This window comes from Marinomonas sp. 63XJN7_7_ISO-PGPR-S23-202, assembly GCF_056173505.1.
Window position 1 is genome coordinate 1600258 of record NZ_CM149677.1, and the last position, 22221, is coordinate 1622478.

Annotated in this window: 21 protein-coding genes and 1 riboswitch; of the genes, 17 read left to right on the top strand and 4 right to left on the bottom strand. The window is 45.7% G+C overall.

The genetic code is table 11. The annotated features are described in order from the left end of the window. The first annotated feature begins 2 nt into the window (after positions 1–2). From AC0VYG_RS07375 to AC0VYG_RS07390, 4 genes are all read left to right on the top strand, one after another. A complete protein-coding gene (locus tag AC0VYG_RS07375) occupies positions 3–320 on the top strand; it encodes a YciI family protein (protein WP_475431673.1) in 318 nt (105 codons plus the stop codon). Between the two features lie 140 nt (positions 321–460). Then, the gene (locus tag AC0VYG_RS07380) at positions 461–955 is read left to right on the top strand and encodes a GNAT family N-acetyltransferase (RefSeq protein ID WP_475431674.1); all 495 of its coding nucleotides are present in this window, start codon (positions 461–463) and stop codon (positions 953–955) included. Between the two features lie 504 nt (positions 956–1459). Continuing rightward, positions 1460–2935, top strand: a complete 1476-nt coding sequence (locus AC0VYG_RS07385; protein WP_475431675.1) for a carbohydrate porin — start codon at positions 1460–1462, stop codon at positions 2933–2935. Between the two features lie 321 nt (positions 2936–3256). Beyond that, the gene (locus AC0VYG_RS07390; RefSeq protein WP_475431676.1) at positions 3257–4462 is read left to right on the top strand and encodes an ROK family protein; all 1206 of its coding nucleotides are present in this window, start codon (positions 3257–3259) and stop codon (positions 4460–4462) included. 34 nt (positions 4463–4496) lie between these two features. Here the strand turns inward: AC0VYG_RS07390 and AC0VYG_RS07395 are convergent, their stop codons facing one another. Continuing rightward, positions 4497–5138: an AAA family ATPase gene (locus AC0VYG_RS07395; RefSeq protein ID WP_475431677.1), complete on the bottom strand. Its 642-nt coding sequence runs from the start codon at positions 5136–5138 to the stop codon at positions 4497–4499. Between the two features lie 87 nt (positions 5139–5225). Continuing rightward, on the bottom strand, positions 5226–5531 hold the full coding sequence (locus AC0VYG_RS07400) for a hypothetical protein (RefSeq protein WP_475431678.1): 306 nt from the start codon (positions 5529–5531) through the stop codon (positions 5226–5228). Between the two features lie 343 nt (positions 5532–5874). After that, positions 5875–5983, top strand: a riboswitch (guanidine-I (ykkC/yxkD leader). Between the two features lie 62 nt (positions 5984–6045). Here AC0VYG_RS07400 and AC0VYG_RS07405 point away from each other — a divergent pair. The 7 genes from AC0VYG_RS07405 (at position 6046) to atzF (ending at position 16027) form a co-directional block, all read left to right on the top strand. Then, the gene (locus AC0VYG_RS07405; RefSeq protein ID WP_475431679.1) at positions 6046–7098 is read left to right on the top strand and encodes a putative urea ABC transporter substrate-binding protein; all 1053 of its coding nucleotides are present in this window, start codon (positions 6046–6048) and stop codon (positions 7096–7098) included. Between the two features lie 99 nt (positions 7099–7197). Continuing rightward, positions 7198–8016 carry an ABC transporter permease gene (locus AC0VYG_RS07410; protein WP_475431680.1) on the top strand — a complete coding sequence of 273 codons (819 nt, stop codon included), beginning with the start codon at positions 7198–7200 and terminating at the stop codon, positions 8014–8016. Next, positions 8013–8870 (top strand): ABC transporter ATP-binding protein, encoded by an 858-nt coding sequence (locus AC0VYG_RS07415; RefSeq protein WP_475431681.1) that lies wholly within the window; start codon positions 8013–8015, stop codon positions 8868–8870. Before AC0VYG_RS07410 ends, AC0VYG_RS07415 begins: the two co-directional genes overlap by 4 nt. 20 nt (positions 8871–8890) lie before the next feature. Next, positions 8891–9631 carry an urea amidolyase associated protein UAAP1 gene (locus AC0VYG_RS07420; RefSeq protein WP_199476203.1) on the top strand — a complete coding sequence of 247 codons (741 nt, stop codon included), beginning with the start codon at positions 8891–8893 and terminating at the stop codon, positions 9629–9631. A gap of 2 nt (positions 9632–9633) precedes the next feature. Next, entirely contained in the window at positions 9634–10278 is a 645-nt protein-coding gene (locus tag AC0VYG_RS07425; protein ID WP_067018269.1) for an urea amidolyase associated protein UAAP2, read from the top strand. 266 nt (positions 10279–10544) lie between these two features. Then, positions 10545–14174: an urea carboxylase gene (uca, locus tag AC0VYG_RS07430; protein ID WP_475431682.1), complete on the top strand. Its 3630-nt coding sequence runs from the start codon at positions 10545–10547 to the stop codon at positions 14172–14174. Between the two features lie 23 nt (positions 14175–14197). After that, positions 14198–16027: an allophanate hydrolase gene (gene atzF, locus AC0VYG_RS07435; RefSeq protein WP_475431683.1), complete on the top strand. Its 1830-nt coding sequence runs from the start codon at positions 14198–14200 to the stop codon at positions 16025–16027. 72 nt (positions 16028–16099) lie between these two features. Here atzF and AC0VYG_RS07440 read toward each other — a convergent pair whose 3' ends face one another. Beyond that, on the bottom strand, positions 16100–17062 hold the full coding sequence (locus AC0VYG_RS07440) for an integron integrase (RefSeq protein ID WP_475431684.1): 963 nt from the start codon (positions 17060–17062) through the stop codon (positions 16100–16102). Between the two features lie 356 nt (positions 17063–17418). Between AC0VYG_RS07440 and AC0VYG_RS07445 the strand changes: the two genes are divergently transcribed. From AC0VYG_RS07445 to AC0VYG_RS07470, 6 genes are all read left to right on the top strand, one after another. Beyond that, positions 17419–17871: a GNAT family N-acetyltransferase gene (locus AC0VYG_RS07445; protein ID WP_475431685.1), complete on the top strand. Its 453-nt coding sequence runs from the start codon at positions 17419–17421 to the stop codon at positions 17869–17871. Positions 17872–17987: 116 nt separating this feature from the next. Further along, positions 17988–18425, top strand: a complete 438-nt coding sequence (locus AC0VYG_RS07450; protein WP_475431686.1) for a T6SS immunity protein Tdi1 domain-containing protein — start codon at positions 17988–17990, stop codon at positions 18423–18425. A 104-nt stretch (positions 18426–18529) separates the two neighbouring features. After that, positions 18530–18910 (top strand): nuclear transport factor 2 family protein, encoded by a 381-nt coding sequence (locus tag AC0VYG_RS07455; RefSeq protein ID WP_475431687.1) that lies wholly within the window; start codon positions 18530–18532, stop codon positions 18908–18910. A gap of 116 nt (positions 18911–19026) precedes the next feature. After that, a complete protein-coding gene (locus AC0VYG_RS07460) occupies positions 19027–19653 on the top strand; it encodes a LysE family translocator (RefSeq protein ID WP_475431688.1) in 627 nt (208 codons plus the stop codon). Positions 19654–19716: 63 nt separating this feature from the next. Next, positions 19717–20139: an SMI1/KNR4 family protein gene (locus tag AC0VYG_RS07465; RefSeq protein ID WP_475431689.1), complete on the top strand. Its 423-nt coding sequence runs from the start codon at positions 19717–19719 to the stop codon at positions 20137–20139. Between the two features lie 122 nt (positions 20140–20261). Then, positions 20262–20546 (top strand): MazG nucleotide pyrophosphohydrolase domain-containing protein, encoded by a 285-nt coding sequence (locus tag AC0VYG_RS07470; RefSeq protein ID WP_017449629.1) that lies wholly within the window; start codon positions 20262–20264, stop codon positions 20544–20546. A gap of 433 nt (positions 20547–20979) precedes the next feature. Here AC0VYG_RS07470 and AC0VYG_RS07475 read toward each other — a convergent pair whose 3' ends face one another. After that, positions 20980–22134, bottom strand: coding sequence for an IS110 family RNA-guided transposase (locus tag AC0VYG_RS07475; protein WP_475431690.1), 1155 nt, complete (start codon positions 22132–22134; stop codon positions 20980–20982). Between the last annotated feature and the right edge of the window lie 87 nt (positions 22135–22221).

The following is a 22221-nucleotide window of genomic DNA, read 5'->3' on the forward strand; positions in this document are numbered from 1 at the left end:
TAATGAGCAAGATTGTCGCGTTGCTTTCAGGAAAAAATAAAAACCTTTTTAGCGAAGCGTTACTAGGTGAGCATGTTGCACATCTACAGCGGCTTGATGAATCAGGCAAGCTCCACTTATGTGGCCCTTTTAAGGATGATGACTCCGCCATTCAAATACTGATTGCGGATACCCTAGAAGAGGCGAATCTGCTTATTCAACAAGATCCTTTCGTACAGCATGGGTATTATAAAACCGTGGCGGTTAAAGAACTGATCGAAGCCAACTCAGGTAATAATTGGCTGACGAATCACCCTCAGACAGAAGAAAAGCGGCGTTAGGGAGCCCACCATGGAAAGTCGACAGGTTGAGGGTGTTTTTTTCCGCTCCCCATAGATACTATGGGATAGCTGCCTTTAGCGCAGTTTCATTCGGCTGTTTATAGCAGGCATTATGCATTTTTAGGAAAAGAGGAACTAGGGTGATTGAAGTAAGGCGAGCAGAGCCGTCAGACGCGAAAGCGGTAAAAAGAATTTATGAGTGTCAAAATGCCTATACCAGCACATTACAACTACCGTTTCCCTCCTTGGATACATGGGAAAAACGTTTCCAGAACACGCCAGATCACGTTTATCGATATGTGGCATTAGTAAATGATGACGTCGTGGGGGAATTGGGCTTTGAGTTAGGCACTAGCCCGAGACGTCGTCACGTCGGTACATTCGGTATGGGGGTAAAAGACGATGCCCAAGGTTTGGGTGTGGGCAGTGCTTTACTGAAGACGGCTATCGATTTAGCGGACAACTGGCTCAATTTAAAACGAATCGAATTAACCGTCTATGTGGATAACGAACGAGCAATCACTTTGTACAAGAAGTTCGGCTTTGAAATTGAAGGTGAGTCCAAGGCGTATGCGTTTAGAAATGGTAGTTTTGTTAACGTCTACCATATGGCTCGCGTTGTGGGGCATATATAACAAAAGATGGGCTGGCTCCATTCATACCCCATGACATGTCTCCCGGTCTAGGGAAGCCTCCCTAGACCTACTTTTCTTTGATGTTTTTTCTCCATTCTTTTGACCCTCTCTTATCTGTTGCTTGAATTTTGGCTAATTAAGGAAATCTGAAAATAGTCTATTTCATCTTAATATGATCTTAAAATGATGCGAAATGTACTTAAAAGCATCTTAATGTTCAGGCTGTAGACTTAATTTCAACTTAATTTCAACTTAATTTGCAATAAATGAGGAAACACTATGGTCGCAGTGTCAGCCTTTAGAGTATCTTCTCCGTCATGCATGTTTGGGGGAATAAAAACAACATAAAACCCACCTCGCTCTTAAGGTTATGTTGTTTTTATTGAATTGCGTTGACTGTGATTAATGCTCGAATGAAAGCAGTGAACGCATTTCTCCTGTGCACTTTTATGATGATGTTTACCCTGATGAATTGTCATATTTTGATATGTGATGGAGAAAAAAATGATAACAACAAAAAAGACCCTACTAATCGCAATGCTAGCAGCGCAATTTCCAATGTCTTCAGCATGGGCGGCCGATACCAATGCAAGTACGAGTACAAGCCTTCAGTCTTTGCAGACGCAGATTAATGAGCTTCAGGCTCGCCTGAATAAGACAGAAAAAACGGCAAAGCAAGCTTCCAATAAAGCCTCAGAAGCAACCGCGACCGCAATTAAAGCGTCTGATGATGCCTCTTCTTTCGAGTTTCATGCTTACGCTCGTGCTGGACTGTTGATGAATAACCATGGTTATGGGGCCGCTAACGACAACAGTAAAGTGTTAGGAACGGGTCCATATATGACCGCTGCAGGAACCCTTGGAGCCCCCGTTGGACGTTTAGGTCTTGAAGACGATAACTATGTTGAAACGGATCTGATCCACAAAAGTGTTGCTGACAACGGCACCAAATCGTTTTATAAAATCATGATTGCTGACAGTACTCAAACCAGCAATGATTGGACAGCAGACCAGAGCAAACTCAACGTTCGCCAAATCTATACGGAGCTATCTAATATCAGCTCTTTTACGGGCGCATTCAAAAATGCCAAAGTATGGGCGGGTAAGCGTTTCGACCGCGACAACTTTGATATCCACTTCTTCGACTCAGATATCGTTTTCTTATCCGGTACGGGTGCGGGTATTTATGATGTGCAGTTAGGCAATGACTGGAAGTCAAACTTCTCCATTTACGGCCGTGATTTTGGTACCGATACCTCTAGTAACAATATTAAAAACTATATTGCCACCATGAATAACCATATTGGTCCATGGCAATTTATGGTCAGTGGAATGACCTCTCCTGGTAACGATCAACGTGCTTCAACAGTGAGTTCGCCAACGGTACGTGCAAACAGTGGTATACATACCTTGTTTGCTTATCATGGCGGAAGTTTTTATGGATTATCTAAGGGCTTTTCGAAAACCGGTATTTTACTTGGTAAGGGTCTGGGTGCTGAGCTAAAACGAATCGGCGCAGACGGTGATTTGAATGACAAAGCCAAAGCAGTGCGTTTCTTCACGTTTGGTGTGGCTAACTTAAACGATACTTGGAAAGTGGCTCCAGCCTTCATGGCAGAATACAGTAAAGACCGTATTAAAACAGGCGATGAATTCAAATGGGCCTCGTTAAACGTGCGTTTGTCTGACGCCTTTACTGATAACTTTGAAATGGTGTACGAAGGTTCTTATCAATACATGGATCTCAATAACGGTACGAGCAGTGCCAACGGTAACTTCTACAAAGCAACCATTGCTCCAACGCTGAAAATGTCGACGGCTGGTGGCTTTTTTACTCGCCCAGAATTGCGTTTTGCGGTGAGCTATGTGAACTGGAGTAAAGCCTTGGATAACTACACCATTAGTTTAGACAATACCGCTAAGCCTATGGGCTCAGGTGGTAGAACCTTATTCGCCCTACAAATGGAAACTTGGTTCTAGTTCTAATAGGAAAATGGACTCATAAGCGAATGTCGGTGCACGGAAGCACGGTTAAAAAGCAACACAAAACTTATAATGATGATGAAAATGAAAAGCTCTTGCTGAACAGCAGGGGCTTTTTTTGTCCCATTTATTGCGTTTGAATGTCTCTCTTAACGTTTCTTTTAGAGGTAGAGGAGTGGAGCACGTTGTTGAAGTTCGTTTGAGCAGATCATGGTCTCAAATTTGTGTATGATGATGCTTGTCACATAGAAAGCCTCCTGTGTTAGGATAGATTTTTCTGGTAACGCGTTATATGCCTTTATTTTTTAAGAGATTTTCATGCACTCACAACCACTAAAAGGGTCGAATTTAACAACGGTAAAAGGGATTAACTCGCGCTTAATACTGCACTTGATGCGAGTGCATAAAACCTTGACGAAGGCAGAAGCCACCAGAATGACAGGGCTGTCAGCGAATGCCATTTCGATGATTTTTCGGGCATTGGAAAAAGAAGGGTTTTTATTAAAAGGTAATCTTATTCGAGGCAAACGAGGCCAGCCATCGACAGAGATTCGTTTAAATCCAGACGTCCGGCATTATATCGGTTTTAAAGTGGGGCGGCGTTCTTTTGATCTTGTTCTTATCAATTTTATCGGTGACATTAAAGCCAGAATAGTAAGCTACCATCGCTATCCTACGCCGAGTAATACCCTTAGATTTATCGAAGAGAACTTATCGACACTTTTATCAGAGGCGCAGCTACTGCATGAGGATATTAGTGCGTTTAATATTGCCTGTCCCTTTGAGTTATGGAGTTGGGCATCGGACTTTGATGCGCCATTACAAGAAATGAAAACCTGGCGTGATTTTGATCTAAAAGAGTCGATCCAAGAGATCGTCGAATGGCCTGTTTCTATTGAAAACGATGGGACAGCCGCCTCCAGAGCAGAACTTCTTTTTGGTTCAGATTTAAAAGCTCAAGATCTTGTGTATTTTTTTGTTGGCACTTTTATTGGTGGTGGCGTGGTCTTAAATGGAAGTGTTTTCCCAGGATTGCGAGGCGGAGCTGGTGGGTTTGGTCCATTACGTGTACCGGATGAGCGTGGCGGTGAGCGCTTAGTTGATCATGCATCCCTTGTGACGTTAGAACACATGATGACAGAGCAAACATTGCCCATAGCGCAGGATATTTATTTAGAAGCGTTTGATTGGTCGCAAGGGGAAGAAGCGGTGAGTGCTTGGTTAAAACGTGCTGGCCGTAGCTTAGGCCACGCTATTGTTTCGACCTTGGCTGTGATCGATTTTGAAACGGTTGTCATTGATGGGGCTTTTCCTGCGACGATTCGGGAGAGGCTTATTCGAGAAATAGAAGCACAATTAGATCAGCTGGATTTACAAGGTATTGTGAGACCCGTTATCAATGCCGGGCATTTTGCTCATGTTGCTCGTGCTTTAGGAGCGGCAGGTTATCAAATTTCAACAGAGTTTATGATTAATCAAAATACTCTGCTACGAGAGTCCCCCACCACATTCTTAAATGACTAAGCTCCTAAGTGATTAAGTCGCAGGCAACTAAAGATTATTCATAGAGCGTCAGGTCTGCTGGGAGACTGGCGTTAAGCACCAGTTTTGCGTTGACCAAGTCATTATCATGGGTTTTCTTTAGCGCATCTCCTAAAGAATAACCAAGACCAAGCCATCTTGATTTTAATCTTTCTTCTAAGATACTTAAGGAAGACTGTAAAAATACAGTCATATCAAATAGCTGTGCTATGTCTCTCCATTCTGGCGCGTCCAGTAGCAGGTAATTGCCTTCAACAATGATGATATCAACCTCTTTCTTAAGTAGCCCAGCATCAATAAAAGAGCGATCCAGCTTTCTAAAAAAAATAGGGTAACGAATATCTCCTTCTGCTTTTTTCACATTCGTCAGTAAATGGCTTAAGCCATTGACATCAAAGGTTTCAGGAGATCCTTTGCGAGGGAGTAAATGACGCTGAATCAGAATCTCATTGTCATAATGAAAGCCATCCATGGGCAATAAAGCGGATGTATTTCTGTCTATCGATTGGTTATTTAATTCTGAGACAACGGATTCAGCAAGCGTTGACTTTCCGGAACCTGGAGGCCCAGCAATGCCTATCAAAATACGCTGTTGGCTTTGATGTTTTTGATAAATGAGCTTTAGAATGCTCTCTACATTGTCTTTTAAGGTATCCATCAACGTTTAACCTTGGTCAAAAGGGCTTGGGTTTTCAAACAGATGATATGCTCACCCTGTATTCAACATGGTTTGTTGCGTAACGCATCAATTTGGTAAAAAAATGAGGGCAGTGATGCCGACTAATTGCAGTTTTTGTAAGGTAAAGGTTAAGTTGTAGGGCGAGAAAAAGTTCGAATCTAACGGTATGCCAGCAATCAATAGGAAGAATAAAAGAAGAGCTGTGAGAACTTTCGATCTTTTTGCGACTAACTCTCGCACTATTATAAAAAGTGGGTTGCTATTTGTCCTGAGAGTTAAATGGTTCTTAATTCGTTGGCGAATAGCAAACACATTATCGGCCATCAAGGTTTCTGCTATGGCTGTCATCGTTCCGGCTTTCGTTTTCATCATTATTTTCCTCCGGTTTTAAGCACTACAGATCGCGTGATTTTTCTGATCAAAATGGAATCATGCGTCCGTCGGGGCCTCTTGGGCAGATCAAAAATAGTACAAGAGTATTAAGACTGTCAATAATTAATTTTAAATGAATTAATTAATTCATGGTTGCGCTATCGCAGTGCGTTTTTTGCTCTATGACCCAAGAAGTTTCATTTTTTTTGTGCATATTTTTTGACGTTTGAGGCCGTTATTCTTTATGAATCCTGTTAAAACAAGGAAATTGCGCAATTGGCACACTATCTGCTTTATGTAAACCAAGTTCGTACCCTTGGGAAGTCGAGCTTCACAATTTGATGTAATAGAAGGCTAGGGTTCCGGCTATATAGAAAAATATAGTGACTGGTCCGAGAGCATTCGACCTTGTCAGTTTCAAGGTTACACGGCGGGACAAAAGCCCGGGAGACCACATGGCGATATTTGCCAAGGGTACTCCGTGTGTAATGTAAAAACTGAAAAGGTGACCGCTATGCAATACTCCGCGAAAAAGTTAACCGTTCTGCTTTGTTCTCTTCTACTGTCTGCCAATGTCTTGGCAAAAGACCACTTCAAAGTCTGTTGGTCCATTTATGCGGGTTGGATGCCTTGGGCTTATGCTCAAGAGTCCGGCATTATCAAAAAATGGGGCGACAAATACGGTATCGATATCGATGTCGTACAAATCAATGACTATGTTGAATCCATGAACCAATATACCGCAGGTCAGTTTGATGGCTGTACTATGGCGAACATGGATGCCTTGACGATCCCCGCGGCCAGTGGCGTAGACAGTACGGCACTGATTGTCGGTGATTACTCCGATGGTAATGATGCGGTTATCCTGAAAGGCAAAAAACACCTAAAAGACATTAAAGGCCAAAATGTCAACTTGGTTCAATTTAGTGTGTCTCACTATTTGCTTGCTCGCGCCTTAGCTTCGGTGGGAATGAGCGAAAAAGACGTGAACGTGGTGAACACCTCTGATGCAGACATGGCATCGGTGTTTGGCACCAGTGACGTAACGGCTGCTGTGACATGGAACCCCATTGTCAGTGAGATTCTACAAATGCCGAACACCTATGATGTGTTTGACTCTTCTCAAATCCCAGGCGAAATCCTAGACACCATGGTCGTCAATACCAAAACCCTTAAAGAGAACCCTAATTTTGGTAAAGCCCTTGTTGGTGCTTGGTACGAAATCATGGGATTGATGCAAGGTAACAGCGCAAAAGCCAAAGAAGTCCGTACAGACATGGCCGAGGCAGCGGAAACAAACCTTGCCAGTTACGATGCGCAATTGGCAAAAACCCACATGTTCTACACGCCACAATCAGCTCTTAAGTTGGTCGATAGTAAACAACTCTACACTACCATGAAGCACGTTGCTGAATTCTCGTTTGAGCACGGTTTATTAGGTGATGGGGCGCCAAGTGCAGGGGCGGTTGGTATTCAAATGCCGGCAGGCGTATTTGGCGATAAAAACAATATCAAACTGCGCTTTGACCCGACCTATATGCAAATGGCAGCCGACGGAAAACTGTAACTCACCTGACAAACACATTCTCTGGAGGTCTGGCTTCCCTTGGTTTTCATTGAGAAAACTAAGGGAAGAAGAGCGAAGAGAGTGGTCATGGGACTCAACATGAAAAAAATGATTAATTTAAAACCAAGCAGAACCAGTGCGATTATTATCGGCCTACTGCCTTTTGTTCTGTTATTGGTGATCTATATGGTGAGCTCGGATGCCCGCTTAGCCATCAACCCCAGTGATAAAATGCTGCCTGCGTTCAGTCAAATGGGCGATGCGATCTACCGTATGGCGTTTGAGCCCAGTCGTCGGACGGGGGACTATGTGTTCTGGCAGGATACGTTGAGCAGTCTGGGGCGTTTAGGGGCGGGGGTGCTGATTGCGGCGTTGCTGGGATTGGCTATAGGTTTATTAACGGGTGCCCTACCCGTGGTGAATGCCAGTTTTTCCCCTTTGCTGACCGTGATTTCATTGGTGCCGCCTTTGGCGTTGTTGCCGATTTTATTCATTGTTGTGGGATTAGGGGAGGCCTCGAAAATCACCCTGATTGCCATCGGGATTACCCCGTTTATCGCTCGGGATATTCAGCGGCGAACGCAGGAAATTCCGACAGAACAGCTGGTGAAAGCACAAACACTTGGAGCAAGCAGCAGCCAAATTTTAATTCGCGTGTTGTTACCGCAAATCATGCCCAAACTGATTGATGCGATACGCTTGTCATTGGGCTCGGGCTGGCTGTTTTTAATCGCCGCAGAAGCCATCTCTTCCACTGATGGCCTGGGCTATCGCATTTTCTTAGTACGTCGCTATCTTGCCATGGACATCATTTTGCCTTATGTGGCGTGGATTACTCTACTGGCATTCTTGATTGACTTCTTATTGGCTCGATTGAATCGACGACTCTTTCCTTGGAGTCTGGAGGGGGGCGCATGAGTCAATCTATTCAGACAAAGACTGCCGTATCCAACGTGAAGAAGGCCGCTGTGACACCCATTATTCAAGGTACCAACATAGGCAAATCCTACGGGCAAGACATTATTCTCGAACGGGTCAATGTCTCGGTGCAAGAAGGGGAGTTTATTACCTTAGTAGGGGCTTCTGGTTGTGGCAAAAGTACCTTTTTGAAAATGATTTTAGGGATTGAAACGGCCACCGAAGGGGAATTGCTGTTGGATGGTAAACCGATTCCCAACGAACCTGGTTCCGATCGCGGCATTGTGTTTCAGCAATATTCAGTGTTTCCCCATATGACCGTGTTGGAGAATGTAATCGCGGCTAAGGGCTTTCAAAAATCCTCTATCACTGGCTATTTATTTGGCAAAGAGAAAAAAGTCGCCAAGCAGGAAGCCGCTGAGATGCTGGCACAAGTAGGGTTGGGTCATGCCTTGAATCGTTATCCCCACGAGTTATCTGGCGGTATGAAGCAGCGGCTTGCCATTGCCCAAGCGGTGATCTGTAAACCACGCATTTTACTGCTGGATGAGCCTTTTGGTGCATTAGACCCAGGCATTCGGGCGGATATGCATGCCTTGGTATTGGACCTTTGGCACAAACATAAACTGACCATTTTTATGGTCACCCATGATCTAAAAGAAGGCTTCTACCTCGGCACACGCTTATGGGTATTCGACAAACTGCGTCATGACCCCCATTCCCCCAATGCCTATGGCGCTTCAATCACCTATGACCTACCGGTAGGTCATATGCCTGAGCCGCTTTATGACGAAATCGATCAACAGCTTCGACCACTTACTAAAATGGAACAGTCCATTTCGAGTATGGAATAGAACGCAGAGGAAAATTTATTATGAAAAAGTACGAAACCATTATTCCGGCTGCCAGCCATTGGTCACTGCGTGTGCGCCGTGGTATGCAAATGACCCTCACAGACATCGAAGGCGATGCCAATGTGGGCATGGTGTTTTACAACCCAGAAAACTTATTGGAACGTTACAACGCGCCAGACACCTTAAAAGGGCAGCATACTTTCAAACTTACCAAAGGTCATTGCTTGTATTCTGACATGGGGCGAATCTTTGCTTCCATTATCGAAGACTCCGTGGGCTGGCATGAAACCGTCAGCGGTAACAGTCACGCCTCTCACATTGCCGCCAAATGGGGCAAGCGCGACTACCAAAACGATCGTAATGATTGGATGCAAAATGGTCACGATGCCATGCTGGTGGAAATGGCCAAATATGGCCTGACCAAAGCCGACATCGCCGCAAATTTGAACTTATTTAGTCGAGTGGGTACCGATGCTGACGGCAATATGTCGTTAGTGGAAGGCAACAGTCCTGCCGGCTCAAGTGTCACCTTGCGTTTTGAAATGGACACTTTGGTGATGCTGCATACCTGCCCTCATCCATTGAGCAACGCGGCCAGCTACCCGAAAAAGCCGATTGCCATCCTGTTAGAAAAAGCCGCCCCTGTGGCGGAAGACGACTTTTGCAAAATGTCTCGCCCTGAAAACCAACGTGGCTTTGCGAATAACGAACTTTATTACCTTGGTGCTGATATGAGCACAGACACTGGCGCGGAGGCCTAATCATGATCAAAGAAAGCCTATTAAACCCAGAGCATGCTAATACCACTTACCATATTGATGCGGGGGATTATTTTATTGGCGTTGTAAAAGCGGGCAGTACGTTTCGTCTCGTCGATTTAGAAGGTAACCAAGCGGCGGATACTTTGTTTTACAACGCCAATGATCCTGCCGAGCGCTACAGCGCCACGGACACCATTCGCGAGCAAGGCAACGTGTATTTAACCGCTGGCTCAGAAATTCGCTCCAATCAAAACAACGTTATGTTGGAGATCGTCGCAGATACCTGTGGTCGCCACGACACGCTAGGTGGAGCCTGCGCAACAGAAAGTAATACCGTGCGTTATGACCTAGAAAAACGTTGTATGCACGCTTGTCGTGATAGCTGGATGTTAGCGATTACTGAAAACCCAGAGTTTGGCTTATCGAAGCGTGATATTAGCCACAACATCAACTTTTTTATGAATGTGCCTGTGACGCAAGCGGGTGGTTTGACCTTTGAAGATGGGATTTCAGCCCCCGGCAAATACGTGGAAATGGTAGCTAAAATGGACATTATCGTGCTGATTTCCAATTGCCCACAATTAAATAACCCTTGTAACGGTTATAACCCAACGCCAGTGGATATGTTGGTCTGGGACAAACGCTAAATTGGTAGTCTGAGATGCTTGATAGAGAAAACAGCTTACGAAATAAGCAGCCCCATGGATGGGGGCGGCAGGTCGTTAAATGCAGGGACTGTATTTCGACTGAGCGTTTTCTGTACCTGTTTTTACTCAGACATTCTGGCTTGTTTAATACAGGCTTTGTTCATGAAGTACTCTGTCACGACCGATAGAGCCGATCGTTTTAGTTAGCCCAGTGGACGGCCACTGAGGTTTATCTCACTCCGGGACGGCCCGGACAAGGTTGAACCATGTTTAATAAGGTTTTAATAGCCAATCGAGGCGCCATCGCCACTCGTATTATTCGCACGCTTAACACCATGCAGATTGGCTCCGTGGCTGTGTACGCCGAATCCGATGCCAAAAGTTTACACGTTAAACGCGCGGATGAAGCCTATTCCTTAGGCGAAGGCAGTGCCAGCGACACCTATTTGGATATGGATAAAATACTCAATATAGCCAAACAATCGGGTGCCCAGGCGATCCATCCCGGCTACGGTTTTTTGAGTGAAAACGCGGCCTTTGTGCGTCGCTGTGAAGAAGAAGGTATTGCCTTTATTGGCCCCACCGCCGAACAAATGATTGAGTTTGGCCTGAAGCACAGAGCACGGGAATTGGCAGAAAAAGCCAATGTTCCACTGTCGCCAGGCTCCGAATTGCTCACCGATTTAGACAGCGCTTGCCAAACCGCAAGCGCCATTGGCTACCCTGTGATGCTAAAAAGCACGGCGGGTGGCGGTGGCATTGGTATGCATCTATGCCACGATGAGAAAGGCTTACGAGACAGCTTTGATTCCGTGCGTCGTTTAGGTGCCAATAACTTTGCGGACGACGGCGTTTTTTTAGAGAAGTTCATTGCTCGCGCTCGTCATATTGAAGTGCAGATCTTTGCCGATGGCAAAGGGAGTGCATTAGCACTGGGGGAGCGCGATTGCTCTAGCCAACGTCGTAACCAAAAAGTCGTCGAAGAATGCCCCGCGCCAAACCTTACCGATGAGGTGCGCAAACAGCTTCATAAAACCGCTGAGCTATTATTGTCGTCTGTTCAGTACCGCAATGCTGGTACGGTAGAATTTATCTACGATATGGACACGGACGAGTTTTACTTTTTGGAAGTGAATACGCGTTTGCAGGTGGAACATGGCGTCACCGAAATGGTCTACGGTGTGGACTTGGTAGAATGGATGATACGTCTTGCCGCTGGCGAAGACCTTGCCCTAGACGCTAAGCGTGAAGCGTTACAACCGAAGGGTCATGCGGTACAAGTGCGCCTTTACGCGGAAGACCCGTATAAAGACTTTCAGCCTTGTGCCGGTTTGTTGAGTCAGGTTCAGTGGCCTTTGGCTAATACTAAGGTTGCTGCTGATTCGGGTGTTCGCATTGATACTTGGATCGAAACTGGTATCGAAGTGTCGCCGTATTTTGATCCTATGCTGGCGAAAGTGATTATGCATCAGGCGAATCGCGAGAACGCCTTTGCCCAGTTAAAAGCTACCCTCGACGACTGTGTGCTATATGGCACAGAAACCAACTTAGACTACCTGAAAAACTTGGTTATCGACCCTGTTTTACTGCGCGGTGAAGTGAGTACACGTTATCTCAACCAGTATGTCTACCAGCCAGAGCGTATCGATGTGCTCAGTGGCGGTACACAAACCACCTTGCAAGACTTTCCTGGTCGCCAACATCATTGGAATGTGGGCGTGCCTCCGTCTGGCCCTTTTGATAATTACCATTTCCGTCTCGCCAACCGCTTGCTGAATAACCCAGACTCTGCCGCCGCCATGGAAATTACCCTGCAAGGGCCAAGTTTGAAATTCAGCTTTGAAACATGTCTGGTCGTTTGTGGGGCGATGATTGATGCAACAATTGATGGTCAAGCCATTGAGCAAAACCAAGTAGTGACCATCAAAGCGGGCGAGACGCTAGCTTTGGGGCGCATCAAAGAGCAGGGCGCACGGGCCTATTTAGCCGTAGCGGGTGGTTTTGATTGTCCCGATTATTTGGGGTCGAAATCCACTTTCACACTGGGACACTTTGGTGGTCACAATGGCCGAGCCATTCAAACAGGCGATGTCTTGCACACGTTACCTGCGTCTTTAGACAATTTGCCCACACATGCCCCAAGCGAATTGGTGCCCCAGCTGGGCAATCACCATGAATTGCGTGTGATCTACGGCCCACATGGCTCGCCAGATTTCTTTACCCCAGAAGACATCGAGATGTTCTTCGGCACAGACTGGGAAATCCATTATAACTCCAGCCGTACCGGGGTGCGTTTAATCGGCCCAAAACCGAAATGGGCACGTAACGACGGTGGCGAAGCAGGGCTTCATCCGTCCAATATTCATGACAACGCTTACGCTTTTGGTAGTGTGGATTTTACCGGCGACATGCCGGTGATTTTAGGGCCAGACGGCCCATCCCTTGGTGGCTTTGTTTGCCCCGCTACGGTGATTACGGCGGATTTATGGAAGCTGGGTCAACTTCGCGCAGGGGATAAAATTCGTTTTATTCCTGTGACCTTGGAAGACGCCGTGGCCTTAGAAGCCGCCCAAAATAACGGCTTGGCAAACCTCACCGCGTTTGAACGCGACATTCCCCCTTGTGAAGAGCAGACACCGATTCTGAAAACGCTATCGGCGGATCGTTTTGGTGACGAAATCGTCTATCGTGCGGCGGGAGATCACTTCATGCTGGTGGAATATGGCGAGCAAATACTGGACATTCGTTTGCGCTTTCGTGCTCACGCCTTGATGCAATGGCTAGAGCAAAACCCATTAGCCGGAATGCGCGAACTGACACCGGGGATTCGCTCCTTGCAGATTCACTACGACAGTCAACAACTGAGCTACACGGCTTTATTAAGCCATCTAGAAGCGGCGGAGCAAGCTTTAAGCACACAGCTTGATGAACTCACCGTGCCATCAAGAATTGTCTACTTGCCTTTGTCGTGGGATGACAGAGCCTGCCAAGAAGCCATCGACAAATACGCCCAATCCGTACGCTCTAATGCCCCTTGGTGCCCAAGTAATCTAGAGTTTATCCGTCGTATCAATGGTCTAGACAGCATTAACGAGGTGAAAGACATCCTATTCAGTGCGAGCTATTTGGTGATGGGCTTGGGGGATGTGTACCTTGGTGCCCCCGTGGCCACGCCAGTGGATCCGCGTCATCGTCTAGTGACCACCAAATACAACCCAGCACGTACCTGGACAGCGGAAAACTCGGTGGGCATCGGTGGATCATACTTGTGTGTATATGGCATGGAAGGCCCTGGCGGCTATCAATTTGTTGGCCGAACATTACAAATGTGGAACCGCTATCGTCAGACCAGCGCGTTCAGTAAACCTTGGTTATTGCGCTTCTTTGACCAAATTCGTTTTTACGAAGTGAGCCACGAAGAACTGGAGCAGATCCGTAAAGACTTCCCCCATGACACTTTCCCTGGAAATAAGAGCCCAATACGCATCGAAGAGAGCACCTTCTCTTTGTCTGACTATCAAAGCTTTATCGATGACAACCAAGACAGCATTGAGAGCTTCAAACAAGGTCGTAATAAAGCCTTTGAAGACGAATTAGCGCGCTGGCATGCCAATGGTCAATTCCACTTTGATACAGACGAAGCCGAAGCCGTTTCCACCAACATCACCTGGAGCGAAGACGCGACCGTCGTTGATAGCCCCGTCTCTGGTAGCGTCTGGCAAACCCAGGTGGCAGAAGGGGATCAGGTGCAAGCAGGGCAACTGCTAGTGATTTTAGAATCCATGAAAATGGAAATTCCCATCTATGCCCCTAGCGCAGGTGTGGTATCGAATTTGTTATTAAAAGACGGTAGCCGCGTTAATGCAGGGCAAGCGATTGTCGTTCTTGAAGAATAAAGTAGAAGATTGAGGAGCAAACTATGGGCATGCAATTAGAAACACAAAGTGGATTGGACATAGGATTTTCTGCCCTGCGCAGCGCTTATCAAGCGGGTACAACCAGCCCTGAAAGCGTAATGGCGGATATCCGAGAGCGCGCAGCCGATTACAAAGATCACAACATTTGGATTCACCTGTTAACTGAAACGGAACAAGCGGTTTGGCTGGAAGGCCTAAAAAGCAAAGACATGGACACGCACCCCCTATGGGGAATTCCGTTTGCCATTAAAGACAACATCGATTTGGCGGGCATTCCGACCACGGCAGGTTGTGATGCCTTTGCTTACACACCGAGCGCCTCGGCTCAAGTGGTTCAACAGCTGATCGATGCGGGGGCGATTCCCGTTGGCAAAACCAATTTAGACCAATTTGCCACAGGCTTGAACGGTACCCGCTCGCCTTACGGTGCTTGTCATAATTCGTTTAATTACGATTACATCAGTGGTGGTTCCAGCTCAGGTTCGGCGGTTGCTGTGGCCCTTGGTTTAGCCAGTTTCAGCTTAGGCACTGACACCGCTGGCTCGGGCCGTGTTCCGGCTTGCTTTAATAACTTAGTTGGTGTGAAACCGAGCATAGGCTTGTTATCGGCAACGGGTTTAGTGCCTGCTTGTCGTAGCTTGGATTGCATGACCATTTTTGCTTACAACACCGACGATGCCAATACCGCGCTCGCGGCCGCAGAAGGCTTTGATGTACAAGATGGCTACAGCCGCCAGAACCCCTTTGATAATCAAGCTCGCCATTATGGTTTACGTACGGGGCCGTTAACCGTCGGTGTGATTCCTGCTCATCAATTGAAATTCTTTGGTGACGAAAGCTATGAAAAAGCCTATTTCGAGACGTTAGCATTGCTTAAAGAGCAGGGCTTTGCCTTCCAAGAAATCGACTACGCCCCCTTTGATGAAATCGCCCAACTTTTATACGAAGGCCCTTGGGTGTCCGAGCGCTACATTGCCACACAACCTCTGATCGACGAGAATCCAGAGGCGATTTTCCCTGTCGTGCGGGAAATCATCGCGCCGGGTGGCAAACCGCCGGCAACGGCCTTGTTTAAAGCCCAGTATCGCATTAACGATTTGAAGCAAATTTGTTTGGCTCAAATGGCAAAGGTGGATTGTTTGCTGACGCCTACAGCAGGGCGCCACTTCACCATAGCAGAAATGCTCGCTGAGCCGATTAAGCACAATAGCGAGTTGGGCTATTACACCAACTTTATGAATCTGATTGATTTGGCTTCCATTGCCGTCCCCACCGTGATGACAGACAACGACATGCCATTTGGTATCACGCTTGTGGGGCCGACTTTTAGCGACCGTATGTTAATGTCCATTGCCAACCGCATTCAGCAAGCGCTTCCCCTAAACAAAGGGGCTTTAGAAGTCGTGGCAACGCCAAACAACACAACCCCTGTGAGCAACCCGAAAACCATCGACGTCATGGTCTGCGGCGCGCATTTAGCAGGCCAGCCACTCAACTGGCAACTAACGGAACGCGGCGCCACCCTAAAAGCCAAAACCACCACCGCCACCATGTATCGCATGTACGCACTGGCAGGCGGGCCTCCGCTTCGCCCTGGGTTGATACTCGATAAAGACAATGGTGATACCATCGAAGTGGAAGTTTGGTCTGTGCCAACACAACACTTTGGCAGCTTTGTCGCAGGCATCCCCGCGCCCCTCGGCATCGGCAAAATAACACTCGCCAACGGCAGCCAAGTGGCAGGGTTTATCTGTGAACCTTACGGCATCGAAAACGCGCAAGACATCACCCATTTTAAAGGCTGGCGAGCGTATTTAGAGTCATTGAAATAGCAAGACGGTAAGCGCAGAGACAACGAAAACCACTTTTCTAGCGATAGAGAAGTGGTTTTATGGAAATGTTATTTATAGCAGTTGGTCTAGTGGACTATTGGTTCCAGCAAAATGTTGACCTATTACATGCGTATAAATTTGTGTGGTTGACACATCGTTATGGCCTAACAACTCTTGAACAGTTCTTATATCTCGTCCGGCCATCAATAAGTGAGTCGCAAAAGAATGGCGGAAGGTGTGACAATTTACTCTTGTTTCATTAATTCCTGCTTCATGGACTGCTGTTTTTAATGCTTTACGGGGCACTGAATCATGTAAATGATGCCGGCATAATTCGCCAGTCAAAGGGTGCGGGCTGATTGATGTAGAGGGAAATAAAAACATCCAACTTAATTGACGAAATGCGTTCGGATACTTTCTAGACAGTGCGAAGGGCAAAGAAGGGCCGTATCCCTTTGTATTGTCGTCTTGTTGGATTTTTTGAGCATAGGATTTTTGTTTGTTTAAAGATTCAGCTAATTTACGGCTAAGAATCGTGGTTCTATCTTTATTGCCTTTGCTGCATCGTACCACCAAGCTACCTTGATCCAAATTAATATCTTGAATGCGAATACGTAAGCACTCACTGATCCTAAGTCCTGAGCCATATAGCAATGAGAACATTAAGTGATCCCGTTCATTTAAGCAGCTTAGTATTTTCTGAATGTCGTTAGGTGCTAAAACAATGGGTAAGCGCCGACCTTGTTTAGCATGCTGAAATCCTAAGTCTCCTAATGGTTGATCAAGTAGCTTGTTATATAAAAATGCGAGGGCATTAAGGGCAGATTTTTGTGTGTTAATGGCAACATTTTGTTCAATTGCCAAAAATGATAAAAACGCTCTTACTTCTTCTGCCCCCATATTTTGAGGGTGCTGCAGCTTATGGAATCGAATAAAATATTTAATCCAATACAGGTAAGACTTCTCTGTTTTTAAGCTATAGCCGCGCAGCCTGAGTTCATTACGAATAAAGTTAAGAAAAGGACTGGAAGACATCACACACTCCTTGTGGATAATTGACCTAAATCTGTATGAATACACAGTATATTTTTTCAGCTTGCCAATTTTTGGCACGGATTGTCTGAAAAATAATCAAAAAATTGCGTGTCTGCACTGGCAGCATGCCTTAAAGTCTTTTAGTATCAATGAATAAGAATATACGCATCAGAAATAACGTGCTGTGGATAAATGTGTAAACACGCATGCTCGTTTTTCCAGTTTCAGTTTCTGTGAGTAATTTCGTAAAGTAACTTTGATTCAGTTACTTACGGCGTTCATTAGAACTTTTTGGAATTGTCTAAAAGCGCATGCGCACTATTAAAATGTTAAACGGCAAAGGAGATCACGGAAGAATGCCAACCATCGAAATCCGTCCAGCCTGCGAAACCGACCTTACTGATATTCAGTCTTGCGCGCGGCAGGCCTATGAAAAATATGTTCCGCGCATGGATAGAGAGCCTGCGCCGATGCATGCGGATTTCGAAAGCCTGATTGCCAGAGGCTTCATAGATGTAGCCATCTGCGACTCGCTCCTGGTTGGGTATGTGGTTTTCTATCCGGAACGCAGTCATTTTAGCCTCGAGAACATTGCGGTTTTACCTGAGTGCAATGGCCGCGGCTTTGGCAGGTGCTTAATCGAGCACGTTGAACGCATCGCTAAAGACGCGGGGCACGAAGCAGTGGTGCTATATACGAATGAAGCAATGACGGAAAACCTATCCATGTACCCAAAGATGGGGTACGTCGAAGTCGAACGTCGACGCGAAGCGGGTTTTAACCGTGTGTACTTCAGAAAACAGGTATAAATTCGTGCATGTCCGGTGAGCTGTCGTTCAACAAGTCGCTGTTGCCGGACAATTTCTCCGCCGCTGCACGGCTACAAAATTGCCTCAAAGCTCCACGTTATGCGTAGAAGAAGACCATGAGCATCATTGAAGCAATCAAGCAAGCCTGGGGCTGGACGGGAATAGAGCCGCAAGAGGTTGTGGGCGAAAACGATTTTGGCAACCTCATGGTGCGGGATCTTGCGGGCAGATATTGGCGCGTTTGCCCTGAGGATGTTTATTGTAAAGTTGTTGCCAATACTCGAAACGAGCTTGATGAGCTATCGCGGAATCAAGAATTTCTGGCCGACTGGTATATGGAACCTTTAGTGTCGCAAGCCAAAGAGAAATTCGGCTCCTTGCCCGTGGGCAGGAAATTCCATTTTGCTATTCCCGGTGTTTTAGGGGGCGAGTACGGTATTTCAAACATCCGCACAGTCTCACAAGTTGAGCAAATATTATTTTCGGGCGATGTTGGCCAACAAATTCAGGAACTGCCTGACGGAGCGCAAATCAAGCTTCGAGTTATTGAGTAGTCCCGCATAACCATGCGGTCAACGGGACCGCTTTTCCGCGCCGCCTTTGGCTCTGCTCCAAAGCGGCCCGTTACCTTGGCGTTAAACAGTAAAAAGGAGCTACGGTGGAAAATAATAGAGAAGTTCAAATTCTGGAAGCTGAAGAATTATTGTGTAAAGCAATGCTTGAGTCTGACACCGTTAGCTTAGACAAGCTATTGTCTTCCAATCTAATTTTTACGAATCACTTGGGTCAAATCCTTGGCAAAAAAGATGATTTAGAAGCACATAAATCAGGTTTGTTGCATATATCTAATATTTCAGTCGAAGACCAGCAGATAAAATTGCAACAGGATACAGCGGTTGTATTTGCCGAGGTAACAATCAATGGTAACTATGATGGTAATCCAGCGAATGGAACATTTAGGTTCACCCGAGTTTGGCAAAATACAGAAGGTAATCACTGGGAAGTAATAGCTGCCCATTCGAGTTTAATTACTGTTTAACAAGGCGCTGCAATGGAAGCATTACGGTCCGCAGTTTTTGGTATAAGGTGATGAATTTGTTGAAAGTTCAGTGGGTGCTCCATTGAGCTTTACGTTCTATTTAAAGGGAATTGGAAATGGTTGAGTACATAAATGCGTTGTTACTAACATATACTGCGTTTATTTTTGCAGTACTTTCACCAGGCCCTAATGTTTTTGGTGTTCTTAATATCTCGCTAGAAAAAGGTAAAGCTGCGGGTTTATTGTTTGGTCTTGGTATCGCATTCGGCTCTTTGACGTGGGCGACTCTAAGTGTTTTAGGCCTGACTCAGATTATTGCTAAATACGCTGAACTACTATTTTTGATAAAGGTGTTTGGAGGGTGCTACTTAATTTATCTCGCCATCAAAGCCTATAAGTCAGCTAAGACTGAAGCCCCAGATAGGTCCTCTAAGACTCATGGGTTAATACCCAAACAGTATTTTACCGGAGGTTACGCACTGATGATGACGAACCCTAAAGCTGCACTAGCTTGGGTTGCAATAGTATCATTATCTACATTTAACAACGCTCCAGCTTGGGTTTCAATTGCTGCAATCGTTGGCACTTTCACTCTTTCAGTAATTATTCACGTGGCGTATGCGTCAATATTTTCAAGTAGATCATTTGTAAGGTTTTATCGAAAATCGAGAAGCAAAATATTAAAGATTTTTTCAGTTGTTTATGGTGGTTTGGGGTTGAAATTACTTTCATCTACGAACTAAATAGAACAAATGTGGGCACAGGACTCGTTCCTCGCCCGTGCCACAAACGTTAACCATAAAAATATGATCAGCGAAGAATCTAAGAAAAGAATCCTCGAAATCTGGAAAGCTAGAGAGTCTGGTATTTCTTATCCGCCAGCGAGTAGAAAACAGATCGAAGATTTTGAGGAAGTGTGTCGGGCGATACCAGAAGACTATAAATGGTTTCTCTTAAACTGCGGAGGAGGTGTCATAGGATCTGAGTGGGTTGATTCCGTCGATGAATTACATTCAACTCACACTAAGTTTGATGAAGAATGTGCCATTGAAAATGGTTGGACTATTGGTAGTTATTTTATCATCGGCTGGGACGGTTCGGGTAGTCCGATCGCAATAGATCCTGATGGCAAAATAATTGTAGAGTGGGAAGCCGATAGTGAAGTTTATCAATTGGCGCCCTCACTGGAAGAGTGGTTATTAAATGGTTTGGTGCCAAGCAACGGTTAACAAGTCAAAGCACGCGGACTGGTAAAGCTGTCACCTTTTTTGTTCCAAAAAAGCCGCCAACTTCACCAAGTCGGTGTTTGAGGCGTTATACGCTTAATGGAAAATGATACAAAAAGGATGTTATGAAGTTATCTGAGTTACAAAGTCATATAAAAGAATTCGATTATGCGCCAGAGCAATCTGAACACTATTTTTTAAAACTAATCGAAGAAGTTGGCGAATTATCGGAATCAATTCGCAAAGGTAAACGTGGGCAACCAACGCTAGATGAACTCAAAGGTTCAATCGCAGAAGAGTTATATGACGTCTTGTACTATGTTTGTGCTTTAGCCAATATTCACGATGTAAACCTTGAGAAAACGCATGAACTAAAAGAAGTTCTGAATAAGGTTAAGTACAACCGATAGGGCGCGTATAACAAATTGTTCAAGAGGGATTCAGCACGCGTGGCATTTTTACTATGCGTTGGTTTAAGTGATTAAGGTGGTATGCGGAAGCATCGGTGCTGCGTGCTTCACCCCTTAACAAGGCGTTGGTATGACTCCCCACGTCAAGTAGCACACAGCGATTCCTTCTAAATGAATAGACCTTTTGCACTGCTCAAAAGAGATGAGTGAACACATTGGAAGAAGCCAGTAAATTCGTCGGTTATCATGCTGGTATCCGTAGATTAATAGGGCTTTTCCCTATCAGAGCTGACCTTACTTGATACGTCGTGGCACCGTTTCTTCAGTCTATGCTCGTGGTTCAATCAGATAGCGATCTGATTGCCATCCTAACGCCGTCGGAGGTTATGCCACTCCCGTTGCTTGTTCCGACGCATCCACTCAAATTGATAAATCATGCAGGCACTCTCGCTAAACGTAATTTAGGATCGACTCTGGGCAGCACCACTTCTTTCGATATGGCCCAGATATAAGCAATCATCTCCCGCGCTATTGTGGTTACCACTAGATTGTAATGTTTGCCTTTTTTAATGAGTCGTTGATAGCGTTTACATAGCCTTAACTGTGCTTGCCAAGCGATATCAACAACTTCTTTTGGAAGCCCTTCTTGCCGTATTTGTAAATCCGTAGAGATATTTGCTGGGTAGCGATAAGAGTGTGCCCCTTCGACGAGAAGGCGCCTTGCTCGTCCATTTCCACATTTTGTAATGGCTCCAATATGGCGTTTACCACCGCTGGCATGTTCAGAAGGAACTAGTCCCAGAGAGGCCATAAGTTTTCTCGGATGATCAAAACGGTTCAAGTCGCCTAGCTCAGAAATCACGCCTGTTGCAACGAGCATTCTCACACCACGAAGAGCTTGTATCGCTTTAACAACAGGATAATACCGCCATGTTTTTACTTGATGAGATAGCTCATTATCTAATCGCTCCAACCTTGACATACGTTCAGTGATGGTTTGTATGGCTTCTTGTAAAACGATTTGCTGGGCGGGGTGAGGTAATACCAGTTCTGTTAACCATCTTAAGTGTTTCAAAGACCAGTTTGCTGTCCCTTCATAATGAATATTGTTGCGCAGGAGTAAGGCTTTGAGTTGATACTTTGCATCTTTTAAATCTTTCATAGAAGTTTCCCGTGCACGAGAGAGATCTCGAACCGCTTCGTCTTCAGGTTCGGGAACGTAGATAGGTGTTAGGTCTTCTGATTTGAGCAACTTTGCTAACTTGATCGCATCACGCTTATCCGTTTTTATCTTTTCACCGGGCTTTTTAGGGATAAGAGAAGGGGCCACGACGTAACAGCAGTGTCCTAAGCTGGTCAGCAGTCGATAGATCCAGTATCCACATGGCCCCGCTTCATAAACAAAATGGAGTGTGGCAGAGGGATACTTAGCTTGAAATTGGCGGGCAAACTTTTTGATAGCCACCTTAGAGCTTGATATACGCCCGAAATGAATAGGTGTCGCTCCGCGCTGATCCTCGATATAGGCAATTTCAATAAACTCTTTATGAGTGTCCAACCCAATAAAAACTATGCTATGTTCAATCATGCTAGCCTCCATGATTTAGTTGTTGACACACTAATTATGGCTCTGGTTTTACACTAACCCACGGAATTGGAGGCTAGCCTCGTGGGG